The 18,688-nt window shown below is 68.1% G+C and carries 14 protein-coding genes, 1 pseudogene and 1 riboswitch; of the genes and pseudogenes, 6 read left to right on the top strand and 9 right to left on the bottom strand.

Going from position 1 to position 18,688, the window contains the following annotated elements; translation table 11 throughout:
- Positions 1-293: 293 nt before the first annotated feature.
- The 3 genes from V5F74_RS02705 (at position 294) to V5F74_RS02695 (ending at position 5,506) form a co-directional block, all read left to right on the top strand.
- Complete coding sequence (locus V5F74_RS02705; protein WP_250166606.1) at positions 294-2,447, top strand: hydantoinase/oxoprolinase family protein; 2,154 nt, start codon at positions 294-296, stop codon at positions 2,445-2,447.
- A 79-nt stretch (positions 2,448-2,526) separates the two neighbouring features.
- A complete protein-coding gene (locus V5F74_RS02700; protein WP_250166605.1) occupies positions 2,527-4,857 on the top strand; it encodes a hydantoinase B/oxoprolinase family protein in 2,331 nt (776 codons plus the stop codon).
- A 142-nt stretch (positions 4,858-4,999) separates the two neighbouring features.
- Complete coding sequence (locus tag V5F74_RS02695; protein ID WP_024279572.1) at positions 5,000-5,506, top strand: acetone carboxylase subunit gamma; 507 nt, start codon at positions 5,000-5,002, stop codon at positions 5,504-5,506.
- A 245-nt stretch (positions 5,507-5,751) separates the two neighbouring features.
- On the opposite strand, the gene V5F74_RS02690 is transcribed toward V5F74_RS02695, so the two are convergent.
- From V5F74_RS02690 to V5F74_RS02675, 4 genes are all read right to left on the bottom strand, one after another.
- Positions 5,752-6,645 (bottom strand): protein-methionine-sulfoxide reductase heme-binding subunit MsrQ, encoded by an 894-nt coding sequence (locus V5F74_RS02690; RefSeq protein ID WP_394006137.1) that lies wholly within the window; start codon positions 6,643-6,645, stop codon positions 5,752-5,754.
- Between the two features lie 176 nt (positions 6,646-6,821).
- Positions 6,822-7,943 (bottom strand): tellurite resistance TerB family protein, encoded by a 1,122-nt coding sequence (locus tag V5F74_RS02685; RefSeq protein ID WP_394006135.1) that lies wholly within the window; start codon positions 7,941-7,943, stop codon positions 6,822-6,824.
- Positions 7,944-8,126: 183 nt separating this feature from the next.
- Positions 8,127-8,726, bottom strand: a complete 600-nt coding sequence (locus tag V5F74_RS02680) for an alpha/beta fold hydrolase (protein ID WP_394006133.1) — start codon at positions 8,724-8,726, stop codon at positions 8,127-8,129.
- Positions 8,727-8,755: 29 nt separating this feature from the next.
- Positions 8,756-9,550: a thymidylate synthase gene (locus tag V5F74_RS02675; protein WP_394006131.1), complete on the bottom strand. Its 795-nt coding sequence runs from the start codon at positions 9,548-9,550 to the stop codon at positions 8,756-8,758.
- Between the two features lie 298 nt (positions 9,551-9,848).
- On the opposite strand from V5F74_RS02675, the gene V5F74_RS02670 reads away from it, so the two are divergent.
- Positions 9,849-10,112, top strand: coding sequence for a hypothetical protein (locus V5F74_RS02670; protein ID WP_374252752.1), 264 nt, complete (start codon positions 9,849-9,851; stop codon positions 10,110-10,112).
- A 228-nt stretch (positions 10,113-10,340) separates the two neighbouring features.
- Here V5F74_RS02670 and bioB read toward each other — a convergent pair whose 3' ends face one another.
- Positions 10,341-11,300 carry a biotin synthase BioB gene (gene bioB, locus V5F74_RS02665; RefSeq protein WP_374252754.1) on the bottom strand — a complete coding sequence of 320 codons (960 nt, stop codon included), beginning with the start codon at positions 11,298-11,300 and terminating at the stop codon, positions 10,341-10,343.
- Between the two features lie 148 nt (positions 11,301-11,448).
- Positions 11,449-11,581: riboswitch (TPP riboswitch) on the top strand.
- 82 nt (positions 11,582-11,663) lie between these two features.
- On the opposite strand from bioB, the gene thiC reads away from it, so the two are divergent.
- The gene (thiC, locus tag V5F74_RS02660; protein ID WP_029558022.1) at positions 11,664-13,538 is read left to right on the top strand and encodes a phosphomethylpyrimidine synthase ThiC; all 1,875 of its coding nucleotides are present in this window, start codon (positions 11,664-11,666) and stop codon (positions 13,536-13,538) included.
- Positions 13,539-13,631: 93 nt separating this feature from the next.
- Here the strand turns inward: thiC and cimA are convergent, their stop codons facing one another.
- The 4 genes and pseudogenes from cimA to cysS all read right to left on the bottom strand — a co-directional run bounded on the left by cimA (position 13,632) and on the right by cysS (position 17,771).
- Positions 13,632-15,230, bottom strand: coding sequence for a citramalate synthase (gene cimA, locus V5F74_RS02655; protein ID WP_394007458.1), 1,599 nt, complete (start codon positions 15,228-15,230; stop codon positions 13,632-13,634).
- A 387-nt stretch (positions 15,231-15,617) separates the two neighbouring features.
- Positions 15,618-15,839 (bottom strand): annotated as a pseudogene (locus V5F74_RS02650) (endonuclease domain-containing protein); the annotation flags it as partial.
- A gap of 49 nt (positions 15,840-15,888) precedes the next feature.
- Positions 15,889-16,386, bottom strand: a complete 498-nt coding sequence (locus V5F74_RS02645) for a GNAT family N-acetyltransferase (RefSeq protein ID WP_394006128.1) — start codon at positions 16,384-16,386, stop codon at positions 15,889-15,891.
- Entirely contained in the window at positions 16,383-17,771 is a 1,389-nt protein-coding gene (gene cysS, locus V5F74_RS02640; protein ID WP_394006126.1) for a cysteine--tRNA ligase, read from the bottom strand. Before cysS ends, V5F74_RS02645 begins: the two co-directional genes overlap by 4 nt.
- Positions 17,772-18,169: 398 nt before the next feature.
- Between cysS and V5F74_RS02635 the strand changes: the two genes are divergently transcribed.
- Complete coding sequence (locus V5F74_RS02635; RefSeq protein ID WP_394006124.1) at positions 18,170-18,487, top strand: hypothetical protein; 318 nt, start codon at positions 18,170-18,172, stop codon at positions 18,485-18,487.
- Positions 18,488-18,688 lie beyond the last annotated feature (201 nt).

Raw genomic sequence — 18,688 nt, 5'->3', positions numbered from 1 at the left:
GCCGGCATCGAGGCCGGCGGCGGCGGCTTTGGCGGGAGAATACGCGCACTTTCACGTCGCTCGCAAGTCCGGCCGGCCGCCCCGCGGCAGTCGTCGTCTGAAACGATCCGGCGGCGGACAACAAGTGTCCGGAAATCGGACAGTCGAAGACTTCCAGATTACATGACGCATTGCACAAAGATCAGGAGAATCCTCGCATTTATACAGTCGAGCGCGGATGGCACGCATCCTGCCCCTCATGCTGCGAGCCGGCACCGAAAAGCCAACGCCGGCACGACAGGGAGGAAACCAGCGTGAACGTTCCCGTGGGAAACCTGCGCAGCGTCCAGGTGCTCGGCATCGATGCCGGCGGCACCATGACGGACACCTTCTTCGTGGACCAGGACGGCGACTTCGTCGTCGGCAAGGCCCAGTCCACGCCGCAGAACGAGGCCCTCGGCCTCATCGCCTCCTCTGAGGACGGGCTCGCCAACTGGGGCATGTCGCTCCACGACGCGCTCGCCCAGCTTCAGACCGGCGTCTATTCCGGCACCGCGATGCTCAATCGCGTGGTCCAGCGCAAGGGGCTCAAATGCGGCCTCATCGTCAATCGCGGCATGGAGGATTTCCACCGCATGGGCCGCGCGGTGCAGAGCCACCTCGGCTATGCCTATGAGGACCGCATCCACCTCAACACCCACCGCTACGACCCGCCGCTCGTGCCCCGCCAGCTCACCCGCGGCGTCATCGAGCGGACAGACATGATGGGCAGTGAGGTGATCCCCCTGCGCGAGGCGAGCGCCCGCGAGGCGGCGCGCGAGCTGATCGCGGAGGATGTGGAAGGCATCGTCATCTCCCTGATGCACTCCTACAAGAACCCGGTGAACGAGCGCCGCGTGCGTGACATCGTGATCGAGGAAGTGGAGAAGAGCGGCAAGAAGATCCCGGTCTTCGCTTCCGCCGATTACTATCCGGTGCGTAAGGAAACCCACCGCACCAACACCACCATCCTCGAAGGCTACGCCGCCGAGCCCTCGCGCCAGACGCTCTCCAAGATCTCCAACGCCTTCAAGGAGCGCGGCACCAAGTTCGACTTCCGCGTGATGGCGACCCATGGCGGCACCATCTCCTGGAAGGCGAAGGAGCTGGCCCGCACCATCGTCTCCGGCCCCATCGGCGGCGTGATCGGCGCGAAATATCTCGGCGAGGTGCTGGGCTACAAGAACATCGCCTGCTCGGACATCGGCGGCACCTCGTTCGACGTGGCGCTCATCACCCAGGGCGAGATGACCATCAAGAACGACCCGGACATGGCCCGGCTCGTGCTGTCCCTGCCGCTGGTGGCGATGGATTCGGTGGGCGCCGGCGCCGGCTCCTTCATCCGGCTCGATCCCTACACCCGCGCCATCAAGCTCGGCCCGGATTCGGCCGGCTACCGGGTGGGCGTGTGCTGGAAGGAGAGCGGCATCGAGACCGTCACCATCTCCGACTGCCACATGGTGCTTGGCTATCTCAACCCCGACAACTTCCTCGGCGGCGCGGTGAAGCTCGACCGGCAGCGCTCGGTGGATGCCATCAAGGTGCAGATCGCCGACAAGCTCGGCCTCTCAGTGGAAGATGCGGCCGCCGGCATCATCGAGCTGCTGGATTCCGATCTGCGCGATTACCTGCGCTCCATGATCTCGGGCAAGGGCTATTCGCCCCAGAGCTTCGTCTGCTTCTCCTACGGCGGCGCCGGACCGGTGCACACCTATGGCTATACGGAAGGCCTCGGCTTCGAGGATGTGATCGTGCCCGCCTGGGCGGCCGGCTTCTCCGCCTTCGGCTGCGCGGCGGCTGACTTCGAGTATCGCTACGACAAGTCCCTCGACATCAACATGCCGCCGGACGCCCCGGAGGCGGACAAGGTGAAGGCGGCTGAAACCCTTCAGGCGGCGTGGGAGGAGCTGACCCGCAACGTGCTGGAAGAGTTCAAGCTGAACGGCTATTCGGCCGATCAGGTGACGCTCCAGCCCGGCTACCGCATGCAGTATCGCGGGCAGCTCAACGACCTGGAGATCGAGAGCCCCATCGCCACCGCCGGCACGGCGGCTGACTGGGACCAGCTCACCGACGCCTTCAACGCCACTTACGGCCGCGTCTATGCGGCGTCCGCCCGCTCGCCGGAGCTGGGCTACTCGGTCACCGGCGCCATCATGCGCGGCATGGTGCCGATCCCGAAGCCCCGCATCCCCAAGGAGCCGGAAGAGGGCGAGACCCCGCCGGACGAAGCAAAGATCGGCACCCGCAAGTTCTATCGCAAGAAGAAGTGGGTGGATGCGCAGCTCTACAAGATGGAATCCCTGCGCCCCGGCAACCGCGTCATGGGCCCCGCCATCATCGAGTCCGACGCCACCACGTTCGTGGTGCCCGACGGTTTCGAGACCTGGCTCGACGGGCATCGCCTCTTCCACCTGAAGGAGGTGTGAGGGCAGGACTCCGTCATGCCCCCTCTCCCGCACCGGGAGAGGGGAGCAAACCCAAACAATCTCAAGAGGAAACGAACCCATGAACGTCAACGTCAACCAGACCAGCCTTCAGGGCGCCACCCGCGGCATCGTCCGTGGCGGCGAGACGCTCAAAGAGCATCGCGACCGGCTGATGACGGCCACCAAGGCCACCGGCCACTATGCCGGCCTCAAGAAGCTGGAGCTGCGCGAGAGCGAGCCCATCCTCTACAACAAGCTGTTCTCGCGCCTGCGCGCCGGCGTGGTGGATGCGCGCGAAACCGCGAAGAAGATCGCGGCCTCTCCCATCGTCGAGCAGGAGGGCGAATTGTGCTTCACCCTCTACAATGCGGCGGGCGACAGCCTTCTCACCTCCACCGGCATCATCATCCATGTGGGAACCATGGGTGCGGCCATCAAATACATGATCGAGAACGAGTGGGAGGCCAATCCGGGCGTCCAGGACAAGGACATTTTCTGCAACAACGACTGCCTCATCGGTAACGTCCACCCCTGCGACATCCACACCATCGTTCCCATCTTCTGGGAGGGCGAACTGATCGGCTGGGTGGGCGGCGTCACCCACGTCATCGACACCGGCGCGGTGGGGCCGGGCTCCATGGCCACCGGGCAGGTGCAGCGCTTCGGCGATGGCTACCAGATCACCTGCCGCAAGGTGGGCGCCAACGACGAACTGTTCCGCGACTGGCTGCACGAGAGCCAGCGCATGGTGCGCACCACCCGCTACTGGATGCTGGACGAGCGCACCCGCATCGCCGGCTGCCACATGATCCGCAAGCTGGTGGAAGAGGTGGTCGCGGAAGAGGGCATCGAGGCCTACTGGAAGTTCGCCTACGAGGCGGTGGAGCACGGCCGCCTCGGCCTTCAGGCGCGCATCAAGGCCATGACCATACCCGGCACCTACCGGCAGGTGGGCTTCGTGGACGTGCCCTACGCCCATGAGGACGTGCGGGTGCCCTCCGACTTCGCCAAGCTCGACACCATCATGCATGCCCCCTGCGAGATGACCATCCGCAAGGACGGCTCCTGGCGGCTGGATTTCGAGGGGTCGAGCCGCTGGGGCTGGCACACCTACAATGCCCATCAGGTGAGCTTCACCTCCGGCATCTGGGTGATGATGACCCAGACGCTCATCCCCTCGGAGATGATCAACGACGGCGCCGCCTACGGCACCGAGTTCCGCCTGCCCAAGGGCACCTGGATGAACCCGGACGACCGCCGCGTCGCCTTCTCCTATTCCTGGCACTTCCTGGTGTCGGCCTGGACGGCCCTGTGGCGCGGCCTGTCGCGCTCCTATTTCGGCCGCGGCTATCTGGAGGAGGTGAACGCGGGCAACGCCAACACCTCCAACTGGCTGCAGGGCGGCGGCTTCAACCAGTATGACGAAATCCACGCCGTGAACTCGTTCGAGTGCGCCGCCAACGGCACCGGGGCGACCGCGGTGCAGGACGGCCTCTCCCACGCCGCCGCCATCTGGAACCCGGAAGGCGACATGGGCGACATGGAGATCTGGGAACTGGCCGAGCCGCTGATCTATCTCGGCCGGCAGATCAAGGCCTCCTCGGGCGGCTCCGGCAAGTATCGCGGCGGCTGTGGCTTCGAGAGCCTGCGCATGGTCTGGAACGCCAAGGACTGGACCATGTTCTTCATGGGCAACGGCCACATCTCGTCCGACTGGGGCCTGATGGGCGGTTATCCCGCCGCCTCCGGCTATCGCTTCGCCGCCCACCAGACCGGGCTGAAGGAGCTGATCGCCTCCGGCGCCGACATCCCGCTCGGCGGCGACACCGACCCGGAGAACCCCACCTGGGACGCGATGCTGCCCAAGGCGCAGATCAAGCGCGACAAGCAGGCCATCACCACCGAGGAGATGTTCTCCGACTACGACCTCTACCTCAACTACATGCGCGGCGGCCCCGGCTTCGGTGATCCGCTCGACCGTGAGCCGCAGGCGGTGGCCGACGACATCAACGGCGGCTACGTGCTGGAGCGCCTCGCCGGCGATGTCTACGGCGTGGTGGTGAAGAAGGGGGCCGGCGGCCTCGTGGTGGTGGACGAGGCGGCGACCAAGGCCGCCCGTGCGGACATCCGCAAGGCGCGCATCGCCAAGTCCGTCCCCACCCGCGAGTGGATGAAGGGCGAGCGCGAGAAGATCCTCGCCAAGGATGCGGGCACCCAGGTGCAGCAGATGTTCGCCGCCTCCTTCAAGCTGGGCCCGAAGTTCGAGCGCGAGTTCCGGGCCTTCTGGGACCTGCCGGAGAGCTGGGTGCTGAACGAGGAAGACATCGGCATCCCCACCTACGGCTCGCGCTACTCCATGGACATCTCCGAGCTGCCGGACGTGCGCACCGTGCAGTTCGTGGAGGAGTGATCCCTCCACTGGGCGGCGGTCCGCGCCGCCGCCCGCTTTTTCTTACGGCCGTCATGGCCGGGACAAGCCCGGGCATGACAAATCCAGAAAGCCCTCTCCGCGCGGAGAGGCGAGGAAACCCAGAAATATTCAGGAGGAAACCATGTCCTATACCCGCGCCAAGATCGTCGATCTCGTGGAAGGCAAGATCGATCCCGATACGCTGCACCAGATGCTCTCCACGCCGAAGGACCCCGAGCGGTTCGTGACCTATGTGGAGATCCTGCAGGAGCGCGTTCCGTGGGATGAGAAGATCATCCTGCCGCTCGGTCCGAAGCTCTACATCGTGCAGCAGAAGGTCTCGAAGAAGTGGACCGTGCGCTGCGAGTGCGGCCACGATTTCTGCGACTGGAAGGACAATTGGAAGCTGCATGCCCGCGTCCACGTCCGCGACACGCCGCAGAAGATGGAGGAGATCTATCCCCGCCTCATGGCCCCGACGCCCTCGTGGCAGGTGATCCGGGAATATTTCTGCCCCGAGTGCGGCACGCTCCATGACGTGGAGGCGCCGACCCCCTGGTATCCGGTGATCCACGACTTCCAGCCCGACATCGACGCCTTCTACACCGAATGGCTCGGCCTGCCGGTGCCGGAACGCGCCGCGGCGTGAGGCGGTCTCCTCTGTTCCCCGGACCAGCGACGGCGAAGCCGGAGCGCCGATCCGGGGTCCAGGGGAAACACCCGCGCAGCGGGGCCAAGCCTCAGAGCGGCGGGGCAGGAAGCGCCTTCGGCGGTCTGTTGCGCTGGACCCCGGATCGAATTCCACTTCGTTGCATGCGTCCGGGGTGCGAGACGGGTTCAGCCCGGCGTCACGCGGGAGGAAGGGGGCTCAGGGCACCCCTTCCTTTCGCCGTTTCAGGCGCCGGCGCCTTCCGTACTTCCGGTCATCGTATTTCCAGTCGTCGTCTTGCCGGTCATCGCCGCGCGGCGGCCGGCGGCACGGGGGGCGGGCGGGTTGATGGCGGCCAGCGCCGCCACGCAGAGGCCGATCACCAGCACCCACACGGCCGGGCGGGGGCCGAGGTCGAGGGTGAAATTGGCATCCAGCACCAGAAACGGGTCCACCCGCGTCGCCAGCGCATACCAGAGCATTTCCACGCCCGCCGTGAGCGCTGCCCCGGCCACGGACAAGCCCGCCATGGCGAGGGGCGAGACGGCCTTCCCGCCGCGCCCGGCGACGCGGAAAGCGAAGAGCAGCAGGAAGATGCCGGCCATCAGCACCGGCTCGGTGACATCAAGCTTCGACTGCATGAAGAAATGCACCGAGCCCAGCACCGCGATGGCGTAGACGGCCATATGCAGCCGGTTCCAGCGCGTCGCGCCGAGCCGCCGGATGGCGCCGTCGGTGGAGGTGGCGCCCAGCGCCACGAGCAGCCCCACCGCTACCGCGCCGATGGTGAGATAGATGCGCAGCACGATCTCGCTCAGCGCCCGGCCGAAGCCCTGATCGATGATGTAGAGCGTGAGGTGCAGCGCCGCGTATCCGAGCGCGGCGAGGCCGAAGATGCGCCGGCCGAAGTGCAGCTTCGGCATGTTGAACAGCCGCCGCAGCGGCGTCACCGCCAGCGTCACCGCGAGGAAGCGGATGGCCCACAGGCCGGTGAAATGGATCGCCTCGGTCCACGGCCGCGCGCCGAGCTGGCCGTTGGCGGCAAGGCCCACGAGCCACACCGCCGGCAGGATGCTGGAAACGAGGAACAGGGTCTTCTCGGGGCTGAAACGGCCGGACCGCTCGTGAAACAGGGGCATCGGGACCTTTCGGCAAAGCTGCGCAGGCGCCCGCCCGGCGCCTGCTTCCCCTTACGCCGGCCCCTGCGGCAGCGTTACGGCCGCGGCCTGCACGATGGCGTGAACTTCAAGCCCGCGTGGCGCCTGAGCGGAAGCACATTGCAAGCCCGCGTGGCGCCTGAGCGTGGCGGACTTCCTCAGGCGTTCAGCTCGCCTTCGATCTGCGCCTTGAGGCCGGGTTCGATGCCCAGCGCGCCGGCGAGCCAGTCCAGATAGGCGTGCTCGGCGTCGTTGTCCGGCCGGATGGCGAGGGCGGAGGCCGCGTAGATCTGCAGCGCAGCCTCCGGCGTCGTCGCGGCGGCGACCACCTCGTTGGGGTCCACCGGCGTGGTGAGGATGGCGATGAGGGCATCCCGCTGGGGAGAGCCGGCACCCATGCGCTCCAGCCCGCCGCCGATGCGCGAGACCTCCTCCTCATCGATCTCCCCGTCGGCCTGCGCGGCGGCCGCCATGGCCGAGAGCAGCACGCCGGAGAAGGCTTCCGGCCCACCCGGCGCGGCGGCGGGGGAGAAGGCGGCGTCCGGCGTGCCGGAGGTGAAGGCCGCGCGTCCGCCGGCCCCCGCCTGCCACTTGCGGTACGCCTTCCAGGCCAGCATCCCCATGATGGCGAGGCCGCCATATCGCATCAGGTCGCTGCCGCCCGAGGCGGAGGGTTGATGGCCGGGCTGGGGCGAGGGCTGCGGCTGGCGATAGTCGGAAGGCGGGACCGGCTCCGGCTGGGGATAGCCGCCGGCCGTGGACGAGCCGCCGCGGCCGAGGGCCTCCGAGGCGAGATCGCCGAGACCTCCGCCCGCGCCGCCCGACATGCCGCCCCCCTGCGTGGAGCCGCCGGACGGCCCGCCCGCGCCACCACCGAGAATCTGGCCGAGAATGTCCTCCAGCCCGCCGGAGGAACCGCCCGCTCCGCCGCCGGACGGACCACCCTGCGGCGCTCCGCGTCCGCCGCCGAGCACCTGGCCCAGGATGTCGCCGAGGCCGCCGGGCAGTCCCGACGGCGCTCCGCCCGATCCGCCGCGCTGGCTGCCGCCGCCGAGCACCTGTCCGAGGATGTCGCCCAGCCCGCCCGGCAGGCCGCCGCCGCCCTGCGCGCCGCCGCCCGCGCCACTGCCGCCCGCGCCGCCGCCGAGCACCTGTCCGAGAATGTCGCCGAGCCCGCCCGGCAGTCCGCCTCCGCTTTGCTGCGCGCCGCCGCCCCGCACGCTGCCCGAGCCGAGCGCCGCGCCGATGAGCTGTCCCAGAAGATCACCCGTTCCGGCCATGGCTTCCTCCCTCAAGGTGCCGCTGCGCGGGGCAAGGCCCGGCCGCGATCGGGCTGCTACAGCCCTGTTGAGTCCAAATGCGGGCATGATCTTGCTTATGGGGCCGCCCGATCCCGCGCGTGAGCTAAGGACGAAGTCCGCACCCGGACAAGCCCGAAGATGCTCCGCCCCGGCTCAATAGGCTTACGAAGTCGCGATCAGATGACGCCGGATCTCGTCCGCTACCGCCGCCGCGTGGGTCTGCGCCAGATCATGTCCCGCCCCCGGCAGGATGCACAGGCGCGAGTTTGGCAGCAGGCGCGCCAGCCTTTCCCCGACCGCCACCGGGCTGATGGGATCGGCGTCGCCCCACAGCAGCAGCGTCGGCGCGCGGACCGAGGGCAACCGGTCGGAGAGATCCGCGACGGGATCGGCGATCCACCGCGCCGCGTGCGGGAAGGCGCCGAAATAGTCCGGGCGCCAGTCTTCTCCGCCGAGATCAGCCACCGGAACCCCGCCGGAGGTGACGCACAGAACGAGTGTCCGGACGAGGTGGGGGAAGGCGAGTGCGAGCCTGAGCGCGATGTAGCCGCCCATGGACTGGGCGACGATGGCCACCGGCTGGCGCATCCGGTCCGCGACCTGCCCGACGAGATCATCGATGCTGTTCACGTCCGCGCTGGCCGGCTGGCTGCCCAGTCCGGGCCAGGAGAAGAACATGCCGTCCCATGCGGCCCGGGCCGCGACGGGCTTCCAGAACCCGGCGTCTCCCGTTGCGCCGGGCAGGAACAGCGTCTCGATCATGGTTTGGCGGGCCGGATGGCTGCGGGCGGCTAGACCGCCACAGGGGCCTTGATGGCCGGGTGGGGATCGTAGTTCACGATCTCGATGTCCTCGTAGCGGAAGGCGAAGAGGTCGCTCACCGCCGGGTTCAGCCGCAGGGAGGGCAGGGCGCGCGGGGTGCGGGAGAGCTGCTCGCGGGCCTGATCGAGGTGGTTCACATAGAGGTGCGCATCGCCCAGCGTATGGACGAAGTCGCCGACGCCGAGCCCCGTCACCTGCGCCACCATGTGGGTGAGCAGCGCATAGGAGGCGATGTTGAACGGCACGCCGAGGAACACGTCCGCCGAGCGCTGGTAGAGCTGGCAGGAGAGCTTGCCCTCCAGCACGTAGAACTGGAACAGGCAGTGGCAGGGGGGCAGGGCCATCTTCGCCACGTCCGCCGGGTTCCAGGCGGTGACGATGAGGCGGCGCGAATCAGGGTTGCGGCGGATATCGGAGACCACCTGCGCGATCTGGTCGATCACGCCGCCCTCCGGCGTCGGCCACGAGCGCCACTGGTGGCCGTAGACCGGGCCGAGATCGCCCTTGGCGTCGGCCCACTCGTCCCAGATGGAGACGCCGTTTTCCTTGAGGTAGCGGATGTTGGTGTCGCCGGCGAGGAACCACAGAAGCTCGTGGACGATGGATTTCAGGTGCAGCTTCTTGGTGGTCACGAGGGGGAAGCCGCGCGCCAGATCGAATCGCATCTGGTGCCCGAACACCGAGAGGGTGCCGGTGCCGGTCCGGTCGTCCTTGCGCACGCCCTCATCGAGAATGCGGCGCAGGAGCTGATGGTAAGCTTCCATTAGGTATGTCCGGCCAAGATCAAGCGCCATAAGGCTTTCGCCGTCCGACTTTAGCCCGCCCGCCCGGATGCGGCCAGCACCCGCCGGCCGCCATCCACATGCCGGCGGGAACATGGTTGCCGGCTTCTTATGGCAAGGCTGACGCTGGGACAGGTGTGGCACGGTGGGGGCAGATGGCGAAAAAGTGAGGGATTTCCGCAGCGTATGACCCTTGGAGACCCCCTTTTTCGCCACGACCCGGCCGTATTAGACCAGCAAGAGCACGCACCAAGACTCGTGACGATCAAGGGCAAGACACATGAGCTCCCAAACCAACCTCACGGCAGCGCTGCTCGAGGTTCGCGCCTATCTGGCGCAGGAAGCGCAGGCCGAGGATTTCCGCAACGAGGCCGCCTGGGAGGCGGGATCGAGCCGCGAGGAGCACGCCGCCAGCGATGCCCTCACCCGGCTCGACGAGGTGCTGCGCCAGGTCAAGGCCCAGCAGCGCCCGAACAAGGAAGACCGCGCCCAGTCGCGCAACCACGACCGGGTGCGCCTGCACCACGCTCACCTCGCGGCGTGAAACGTGGCGAGGCGGCCCATGGCTGCCTCGCTCCCCGGCCAAGCGACGGCGCAGACGGAGCGCTGAGCCGGGGACCAGGGGAGAGTCCGGCGCAGCCGGCGATTCTCCTGAGCCGTTGAATTGAAGCGCCTGCGGCGGTTTCTTGCGCTGGACCCCGGCTCGCATTCCGCTGATCGCTGCATGCGTCCGGGGTGCGAGGGTCTCCTGATCTCCGCCTACCCCCGCCCATCAGGCGCCGCCGATGGCCTCGAACAGCGCGGCATCCGCGCCGAGGCCGGCATTGGGGGTGGTGAGCAGCGTGTCCCCGTAGAACACCGAATTCGCCCCCGCGAGGAAGCACAGGATCTGCGCCTCGCGGCTGAGGGCAGCGCGTCCGGCCGAGAGGCGCACCCGCGAGGCGGGCATGACGAGGCGGGCGGTGGCGACCATGCGCACGATCTCCAGCGGGTCCACCGGCGGGCGATCGGCCAGCGGCGTGCCTTCCACCGCCACCAGCGCATTCACCGGCACGCTTTCGGGATGCGGATCGAACCCCGCCAGCACCTGCAGCATGGCCGCGCGGTCGCGCATGGTCTCGCCCATGCCGATGATGCCGCCGGAGCACAATTCGATGCCCGCCGCGCGCACGCAGGTGAGGGTGTCGATGCGGTCCGCATAGGTGCGGGTGGTGACGATCTCGCCGTAGAAATCCGGCCCCGTATCGAGATTGTGGTTGTAGGCGGTGAGCCCGGCCTCGGCGAGGCGCTGGGCCTGATGCGGCTCCAGCATGCCGAGCGTCACGCAGGCTTCCATGCCGAGCCCGCGCACGCCGCGCACCATCTCCAGCACGGCGTCGAACTCGCGCCCTTCCTTCACCCGCCGCCACGCCGCGCCCATGCAGAAGCGCTCGGCGCCGTTGGCCTGCGCCTGCCCGGCGAGGGCGATGACGGAGGCGGGATCGAGGAACTTCTCGCGCGTCAGGTCCACTTCCGCATGGCGGGCGGACTGGGAGCAATAGGCGCAATCCTCCGGGCAGCCGCCGGTCTTGATGGAGAGCAGGCTCGCCCGCTGCACTTCGTTGGGATCGTGATTGGCGCGGTGGACGGCATTGGCCCGGCCGACCAGCTCCAGCAAGGGCAGGTCCATGAGGGCCGCGATCTCGTCAACGGTCCAGTCGTGGCGGATCGTGCCGTCTTCAGCCATGCCCATATGCCCATGCTCCTTGCGATGTGGGAGGGCTGGTCTAGTCGGCTTCGCGGCGCGTTCCAATACCGCCGGCATTCCCAATTGGGTGACTTGACCTATGCGCGTGCTGCAGTGCAGCGTTGACATTGGGCTTTCGTATACATCACAGTGTCACTGTTCCAAGGGGGGTCCCGGAAGGGGCTGAGATATCGCAAGTTCGCGGGGGTCATGCTCCGCGGCGCCGCGATGACCCTTCGAACCTGATCCGGGTCATACCGGCGAAGGGATCGGAACTTGTGCTTCCCGGCGCTCAGCGTCGCTCCGCACCCGTCTCCTAGCTCAACACCCCGGTTCTCGTTGAAAGCGCAAGCTGAACGGAGATCCGCAATGCTGGACGAAGCCTCGACGTCCTCCCTGAAAGTCACCACCGGGCCGCTGCCCCATTCGCGCAAGGTGTTCGTTTCCGCCACCCGGCCGGACGTGCGCGTCGCCATGCGCGAGATCGCGCTGACCGATCCGTCCGAGCCGCCGGTGAAGGTGTACGACACCTCCGGCCCCTATACCGACCTCGATGCCGTCATCGACCTCACCAAGGGCCTGCCGCAGCTGCGCGCCCAGTGGATTCGCGAGCGCGGCGACGTGGAAGAGGTGGAGGCCCGCGCCGTCCGCCCCGAGGACAACGGCCTGAAGGAGGGCCAGTCCTCCACCCTGCCGCAGTTCGATCTCTCCGGCCGCAGGCCGCTGCGCGCCAAGGCGGGCAAGCGCCCGACCCAGATGGCCTATGCCCGCGCCGGCATCATCACGCCCGAGATGGAATATGTCGCCGCCCGCGAGAACCTCGCCAAGGTGAACGGCGGCGCCCACCCCCACCATCAGGCCATGGGCCTCGGCGCGGCGATCCCCGCCGAGATCACGCCGGAATTCGTGCGGCAGGAAGTGGCGCGCGGCCGCGCCATCATCCCCAACAACATCAACCACCCCGAAACCGAGCCGATGGCCATCGGCCGGAACTTCCTCGTGAAGATCAACGCCAACATCGGCAATTCGGCCGTGACCTCGGGCGTGGCGGAAGAGGTGGACAAGCTGGTGTGGGCCACCCGCTGGGGCGCCGACACGGTGATGGACCTCTCCACGGGCAAGAACATCCACACCATCCGCGAATGGATCATGCGCAACTCGCCGGTGCCCATCGGCACCGTGCCGCTCTATCAGGCACTGGAGAAGGTGAACGGCGTCGCTGAGGACCTGACCTGGGAGATCTTCCGCGACACGGTGATCGAGCAGGCCGAGCAGGGCGTGGACTACATGACGGTGCACGCCGGCGTGCGCCTGCCCTTCGTGCCGCTCACCGCCAACCGCGTCACCGGCATCGTCTCGCGCGGCGGCTCCATCATGGCCAAGTGGTGCCTCGCGCACCACAAGGAGAGCTTCCTCTACGAGCATTTCGAAGAGCTGTGCGAGATCCTCGCCCAGTATGACGTGGCCTTCTCCCTCGGCGACGGCCTGCGCCCCGGCTCCATCGCCGACGCCAACGACGCCGCGCAGTTCGCCGAGCTGGAGACGCTCGGCCAGCTCACCGAGATCGCCTGGAAGTACGACTGCCAGGTGATGATCGAGGGCCCCGGCCACGTGCCGCTCCACCTCATCCGCGAGAATGTGGAGAAGCAGCTCAAGGTCTGCCACGAGGCGCCGTTCTACACCCTCGGCCCGCTGGTGACGGACATCTCCCCCGGCTACGACCACATCTCCTCCGCCATCGGCGCGGCGATGATCGGCTGGTTCGGCACGGCGATGCTCTGCTACGTCACGCCGAAGGAGCATCTCGGCCTGCCCGACCGCGACGACGTGAAGACCGGCGTCATCTCCTACAAGATCGCCGCCCACGCCGCCGACCTCGCCAAGGGCCACCCGGCCGCGCGCATCCGCGACGATGCGCTCTCCCGGGCCCGCTTCTCCTTCCGCTGGCGCGACCAGTTCGCGCTCTCGCTCGACCCGGAGACGGCCGAGCGCTTCCACGACGAGACGCTCCCCGCCGAGGGCGCCAAGGTGGCGCACTTCTGCTCCATGTGCGGGCCGAAGTTCTGCTCCATGAAGATCTCGCAGGAGCTGAAGCTGGAAGCCGGCGACATCGCCCGCGCCCAGGCCGACAACCTCGCCTCCTCGGGCATGGCCGAAATGGCCCAGAAGTTCCGCGACGGCGGCGGCCTGATCTACACGCCCGCCCCGGAAGTCGCGCCGCCCCCGCCCGCCGCGGCGGAGTGAGGGCAGGGCGCTGACGGCTCCAGCGCAGGACTGAAAAAAGAAAAGGCCGGGCCTTCGCAGCCCGGCCTTTTCACATTCCGGCTCGCGAGCCCGTCAGGCCGGCGCGCCTTCCTTCAGCAGCTTCCAGGTGATGGAATCCAAGAGCGCCTCGAAGGAGGCGTCGATGATGTTGGGGGAGACGCCCACCGTGGTCCAGCGGTCGCCGGTCTCGTCCGCGCTCTCGATCAGCACCCGCGTCACCGCCTCCGTGCCGCCGTTGAGCACGCGCACGCGATAGTCGGTGAGATGCAGGCCGGAGATGAAGGGCTGGTACTTGCCGAGATCCTTGCGCAGGGCCACGTCCAGCGCGTTCACCGGGCCGTTGCCCTCGGCGGCGGAGATCATGGTCTCGTCGTCCACCTTCACCTTCACGATGGCCTCGGCGACGGTGACAAGCTCGCCCTGCGCGTTGTAGCGCCGCTCCACATTCACCTTGAAGCGCTCCACCGCGAAATAGTCCGGCACCGAGCCAAGCATCCGCCGCGCCAGCAGGGCGAAGGAGGCGTCCGCCGCCTCGTAGGAATAGCCCAGCGCCTCGCGCTCCTTCACCTCTTCCAGAAGGCGGGAGATGCGCGGGTCCTTCTTGTCCACCGGCACGCCGAGGCGCTCCAGCTCGGACAATACGTTGGAGCGGCCGGCCTGGTCGGAGACCATCACCCGGCGGCGGTTGCCCACCTTTTCCGGGGCGATGTGCTCGTAGGTGGCGGGGTCCTTCAGGATGGCCGAGGCGTGGATGCCGGCCTTGGTGGCGAAAGCGCTCTCGCCCACGTAAGGCGCATGGCGGTCGGGGGCGCGGTTCAGCATCTCGTCCAGCGTGCGGGAGACGTGGACCAATTCGCCCAGCGCCTCCTCGCCCACGCCGATGTCGAAGCGCGCCGCATAATCCTTCTTGAGCAAGAGGGTGGGGATGAGCGAGCAGAGATTGGCGTTGCCGCAGCGCTCGCCGAGGCCGTTGAGCGTGCCCTGGATCTGCCGCGCGCCGGCGCGGACGGCGGCCAGCGAATTGGCCACCGCCTGCTCGGTGTCGTTGTGGGCGTGGATGCCCACATTGGTGCCCGGCACCACCTTCACCACCTCGGCGACGATGGCCTCCACCTCGTGGGGCAGGGTGCCGCCATTGGTGTCGCACAGCACCACCCAGCGCGCGCCGGCCTCATAGGCGGTGCGGGCGCAGGCGAGGGCGAAGTCGCGGTCTTCCTTGAAGCCGTCGAAGAAATGCTCGCAATCCACCAGCGCCTCGCGCCCGGCGGCAATGGCCGCCTCGACGCTCTCGCGGATGGAGGCGAGGTTCTCCTCCTTGGTCGTCTCCAGCGCCACCCGCACCTGATAGGCGGAGGACTTGGCGACGAAGCAGATGGCATCGGAATGGGCCGCCAGCAGCGCCGCCACGCCGGGGTCGTTGGAGGCGGAGCGGCCGGGGCGCTTGGTCATGCCGAAAGCGGTGAGGCGGGCCTTCGCCTCGTGCTTCTCGGCAAAAAGCTGCGTGTCCGTGGGATTGGCGCCGGGATAGCCGGCCTCCACATAGTCCACGCCCAACCGGTCCAGCAGGGAGAGCACCCTGAGCTTGTCGGCCACGGTGAAATCGACACCGTTCGTCTGCGCCCCGTCGCGCAGGGTGGTGTCGAAGAGGTAGAGGCGTTCTTTCGTCGGCATTGTTTTCTCTTTCCCCCGTCCGCCTCGGGCATCGGCTTTTGCGGCGCCAGCCCCCTCACCCGTCTCGCGGCTGCGCCGCGATCCACCCTCTCCCGCGAGGGGAGAGGGGTCTCCCCGCCCTGCCTCCCCTCTCCCCTTGCGGGAGAGGGGCTGGGGGTGAGGGGTGATCGCGGGACCCGCCTCGGCGCCTGCTTTTGCGGCGCCAGCCCCCTCACCCGTCTCGCGGCTGCGCCGCGATCCACCCTCTCCCGCAAGGGGAGAGGGGTTGCCCCGCCCTGCCTCCCCTCTCCCCTTGCGGGAGAGGGGTTGGGGGTGAGGGGTGGCTCTCAGAGCTTGATAAATCGCCTCCAGAACGGACTCGGTCCGCAGGAGGATGTCGTTGTTCCAGAACCGCAGGACGCGAAATCCGTTGGCCGCCAGATACGCATCGCGCACCGCGTCCCGCGCCGACTCCGCATGCTGCCCACCGTCCGCTTCCACCACCAGCCGGTGCTGGAAGCACAGGAAGTCCGCCACATACGGCCCCACCGGCACCTGACGGCGGAACTTCGCGCCCTCGAGCCGGCGGTCGCGCAGCACTTGCCACAGTTTCCGCTCGGCATCGGTCATCGTCTCGCGCAGCGCACGGGCGCGAGACCGCTTCGCCGGAGCGGGTGCCTCAGTGCCGGGGGCCGGCATTGTCCTCCCCCAGCGTCTTCGTCATCGCCGTGTTGGCGAGCCAGGTGTCGGCCAGCGGCACCATGTTGCGGCGCTGGGGCTCGTAGCCGCGCTTCTGGAAGAAGCCGAGGGCGGTGTCGCTGGCGTCCACGGTGAGCTTGCGGGTGCCGCGCGCCTTGGCGAGCGTCTCGGCGGCGTCGCACAAAGCCTTGGCGACGCCGGTGCCGGCGGCGTCGGGCGCCACATAGAGCATGTCGATGTGGGCATTGTCCTTCAGCGAGACGAAGCCGGCCACCGTCTTGCCGCGCAGGGCGACGAGGGTGAGGCTGGCGGCGAGGCGGGCGGCGAAGGCCTCCGCGTCGTCGGCCCTGGCGGCCCAGGCGTCCTGCTGCTCGGTGTCGTAATCCTCGCCGGTCAGCTCGGCGATGGCGGCGCGGAACAGGTCGGCCAGTGCCGGCGCGTCGGCCGGGAGGTAGGGGCGCAAAGCGATGGCGCTCATCGCGACACCTCCCAGCTGGTGGTCCCGTCCTTGTTGTCCATCAGCACGATGCCCTTGGCGGCCAGCTCCTCGCGGATCTGGTCGGCGCGCTTGAAGTCCTTTGCCTTGCGGGCGGCGATGCGGTCGGCGATGAGGCCGGCAATCACGCCTTCGTCCAGCGCAATGCCCTCCTTCTGCCGCGCGCGCCACCCGGTTTCGGTATCGCCGAGCAGGCCCAGCAGGTTGGCCGCGCCCTTGAAGCGGCGGCGCAGAGCGGAGGACGTGTCCTCGTGCTCCGCCACTTCGGCGAGGTGGTGCAGGTGGGCGATGACGGAGGGCGTGTTGAGGTCGTCGGACAGGCGGTCGGCGATCTCGGTCTCGAAGGGGTTGGCGTCGCCGGTCTCGGCCTCCACGTCGCCGATCACGCGATACCATTTGTCCAGCGTCTTGGCGGCGAAGCCGAGGCCCTGGCGGGTCCAGTTGATGGGCTGGCGGTAATGGGTGGAGAGCATGGCGAGGCGCAGCACCTCGCCGGGCCACTCGTCCAGCAGCTCGCGGATGGTGACGAAGTTGCCGAGGGACTTCGACATCTTCTCGCCTTCCAGCATCAGGAAGCCGTTGTGCATCCACATCTGCGCCATGACGCCGGAATGGAAGGCGCAGCGCGACTGCGCGATCTCGTTCTCGTGGTGCGGGAAGACGAGGTCGATGCCGCCGCCATGGATGTCGAAGGTCTCGCCCAGGTGCTTCCAGCTCATGGCCGAGCACTCGATGTGCCAGCCGGGGCGGCCGGGGGTGACGATGCCGGCGGGCGAGGGCCAGCCGGGCACGCCCGCGGCGCTCGGCTTCCACAGCACGAAGTCCATGGCGTCGCGCTTGTAGGGGGCGACGTCCACACGGGCGCCGGCCATCATCTCGTCCAGCGAGCGGCGGGAGAGGCGGCCGTAGTCCGGCATGGAGGGCACGTGGAACAGCACATGCTCTTCCGCCACATAGGCGTGGCCGGAGGCGACGAGCCGCTCGATGAGGATGCGCATCTCCTCGATATGCTCGGTGGCGCGGGGCTCCACGGTGGGCGGCAGGCAGTTCAGCGCCGCCGTGTCCTCGCGGAACCAGCGATAGGTCTCTTCCGTCAGGTCGCGGATGGAGATGGCGCGATCGGCGGCGCGGGCGTTGATCTTGTCGTCCACGTCCGTGATGTTGCGGACGTACTTGACGTGCTCCGCCCCGTAGAGGCGCCGCAGCAGGCGGAACAGCACGTCGAAGACAATGACCGGGCGGGCATTGCCGATATGGGCATGGTCGTAGACCGTCGGCCCGCACACATACATGCGCACGTTCAAGGGATCGAGCGGACGCAGCAGGTCCTTCGAGCGGGTCAGCGTGTTGTAGAGCCTGAGCTCCATGGATCGTTCCCCCGAATGGCGCACAAGCGCCAAGCCGGTCCACCGGCCGGGGCGTCCAGATCCTTGTCTAAGAAGATGAGCAAAGGACGGCCGCGGCCAGCTTTTCGGCTAACCGCAAATAATCGCCGCAATGGCGCAGATGGTGACGAGACCGCCGTTCATGGCGCGGGACAATGGTTCGGGCGCGGGCGCTCGTCAAGATGTTTCACGCCGCCCGGCGCGGCCCGGCACCTCCGGATATCGTTATCTTCCCCAGCTTGACCTGCCCCTTGGTGAGCGTCTATCCCCGGCTGAGTTGCGCCGGGCGGGGGTCGGGGCGCATCCGATGATCCCGCCCGTGACCCGAAAGCGCGCCGCCGCGTTCGGGACGCGCCTGTCAAAGAGGTGCCGACCTGTCCATGCCGCTGATCCGAACCCTCGCCGCCGGTGCCGTGGCGAGCCTGTCGCTGATGGCGCCGGCCATGGCGGAGACGCGCATTTTCCTCATCGACAATTCCGACGGCTCCAACATCGATTCCTGCCTCGCCTCCGGCGCGCCGTGCGGGCGGAAGGTGGCGGAAGCCTGGTGCCGCAGCCACGCCTACACGCAGGTCATCGACTTCGGCCGCGTGGCGGTGCCTGCCTCCGCCTTTACCCCCTCCAGCGTCGCCTCGCCGGCGACGACCTGCACCGGCCCGCTCTGCCCGGAAACGGTGGCCATCACCTGCTCGCGGTAGCCCGGCTGCGCGCGATCGCCCGGATGGTCCCATCGAACCCGAAATGCCATTTCATGGCAAAGCTTTAGGTCCGCGTTTTGTGATCGCCGGGCCTGATGCTTCGTGCCCGGATCAGCTATGTTCGGCCCCGGCCTGCCCCAGCGGCACCGCTGCGGGCGGGTCCAAACAGGCCTCAAACACAGTGACCGGGAGAGGATCGCC

The sequence above is a fragment of the Xanthobacter aminoxidans genome (genome assembly GCF_043193615.1).
In the GTDB taxonomy this organism is placed as follows: domain Bacteria; phylum Pseudomonadota; class Alphaproteobacteria; order Rhizobiales; family Xanthobacteraceae; genus Xanthobacter; species Xanthobacter aminoxidans.
This window is presented reverse-complemented; position numbering and strand designations above follow the sequence as displayed.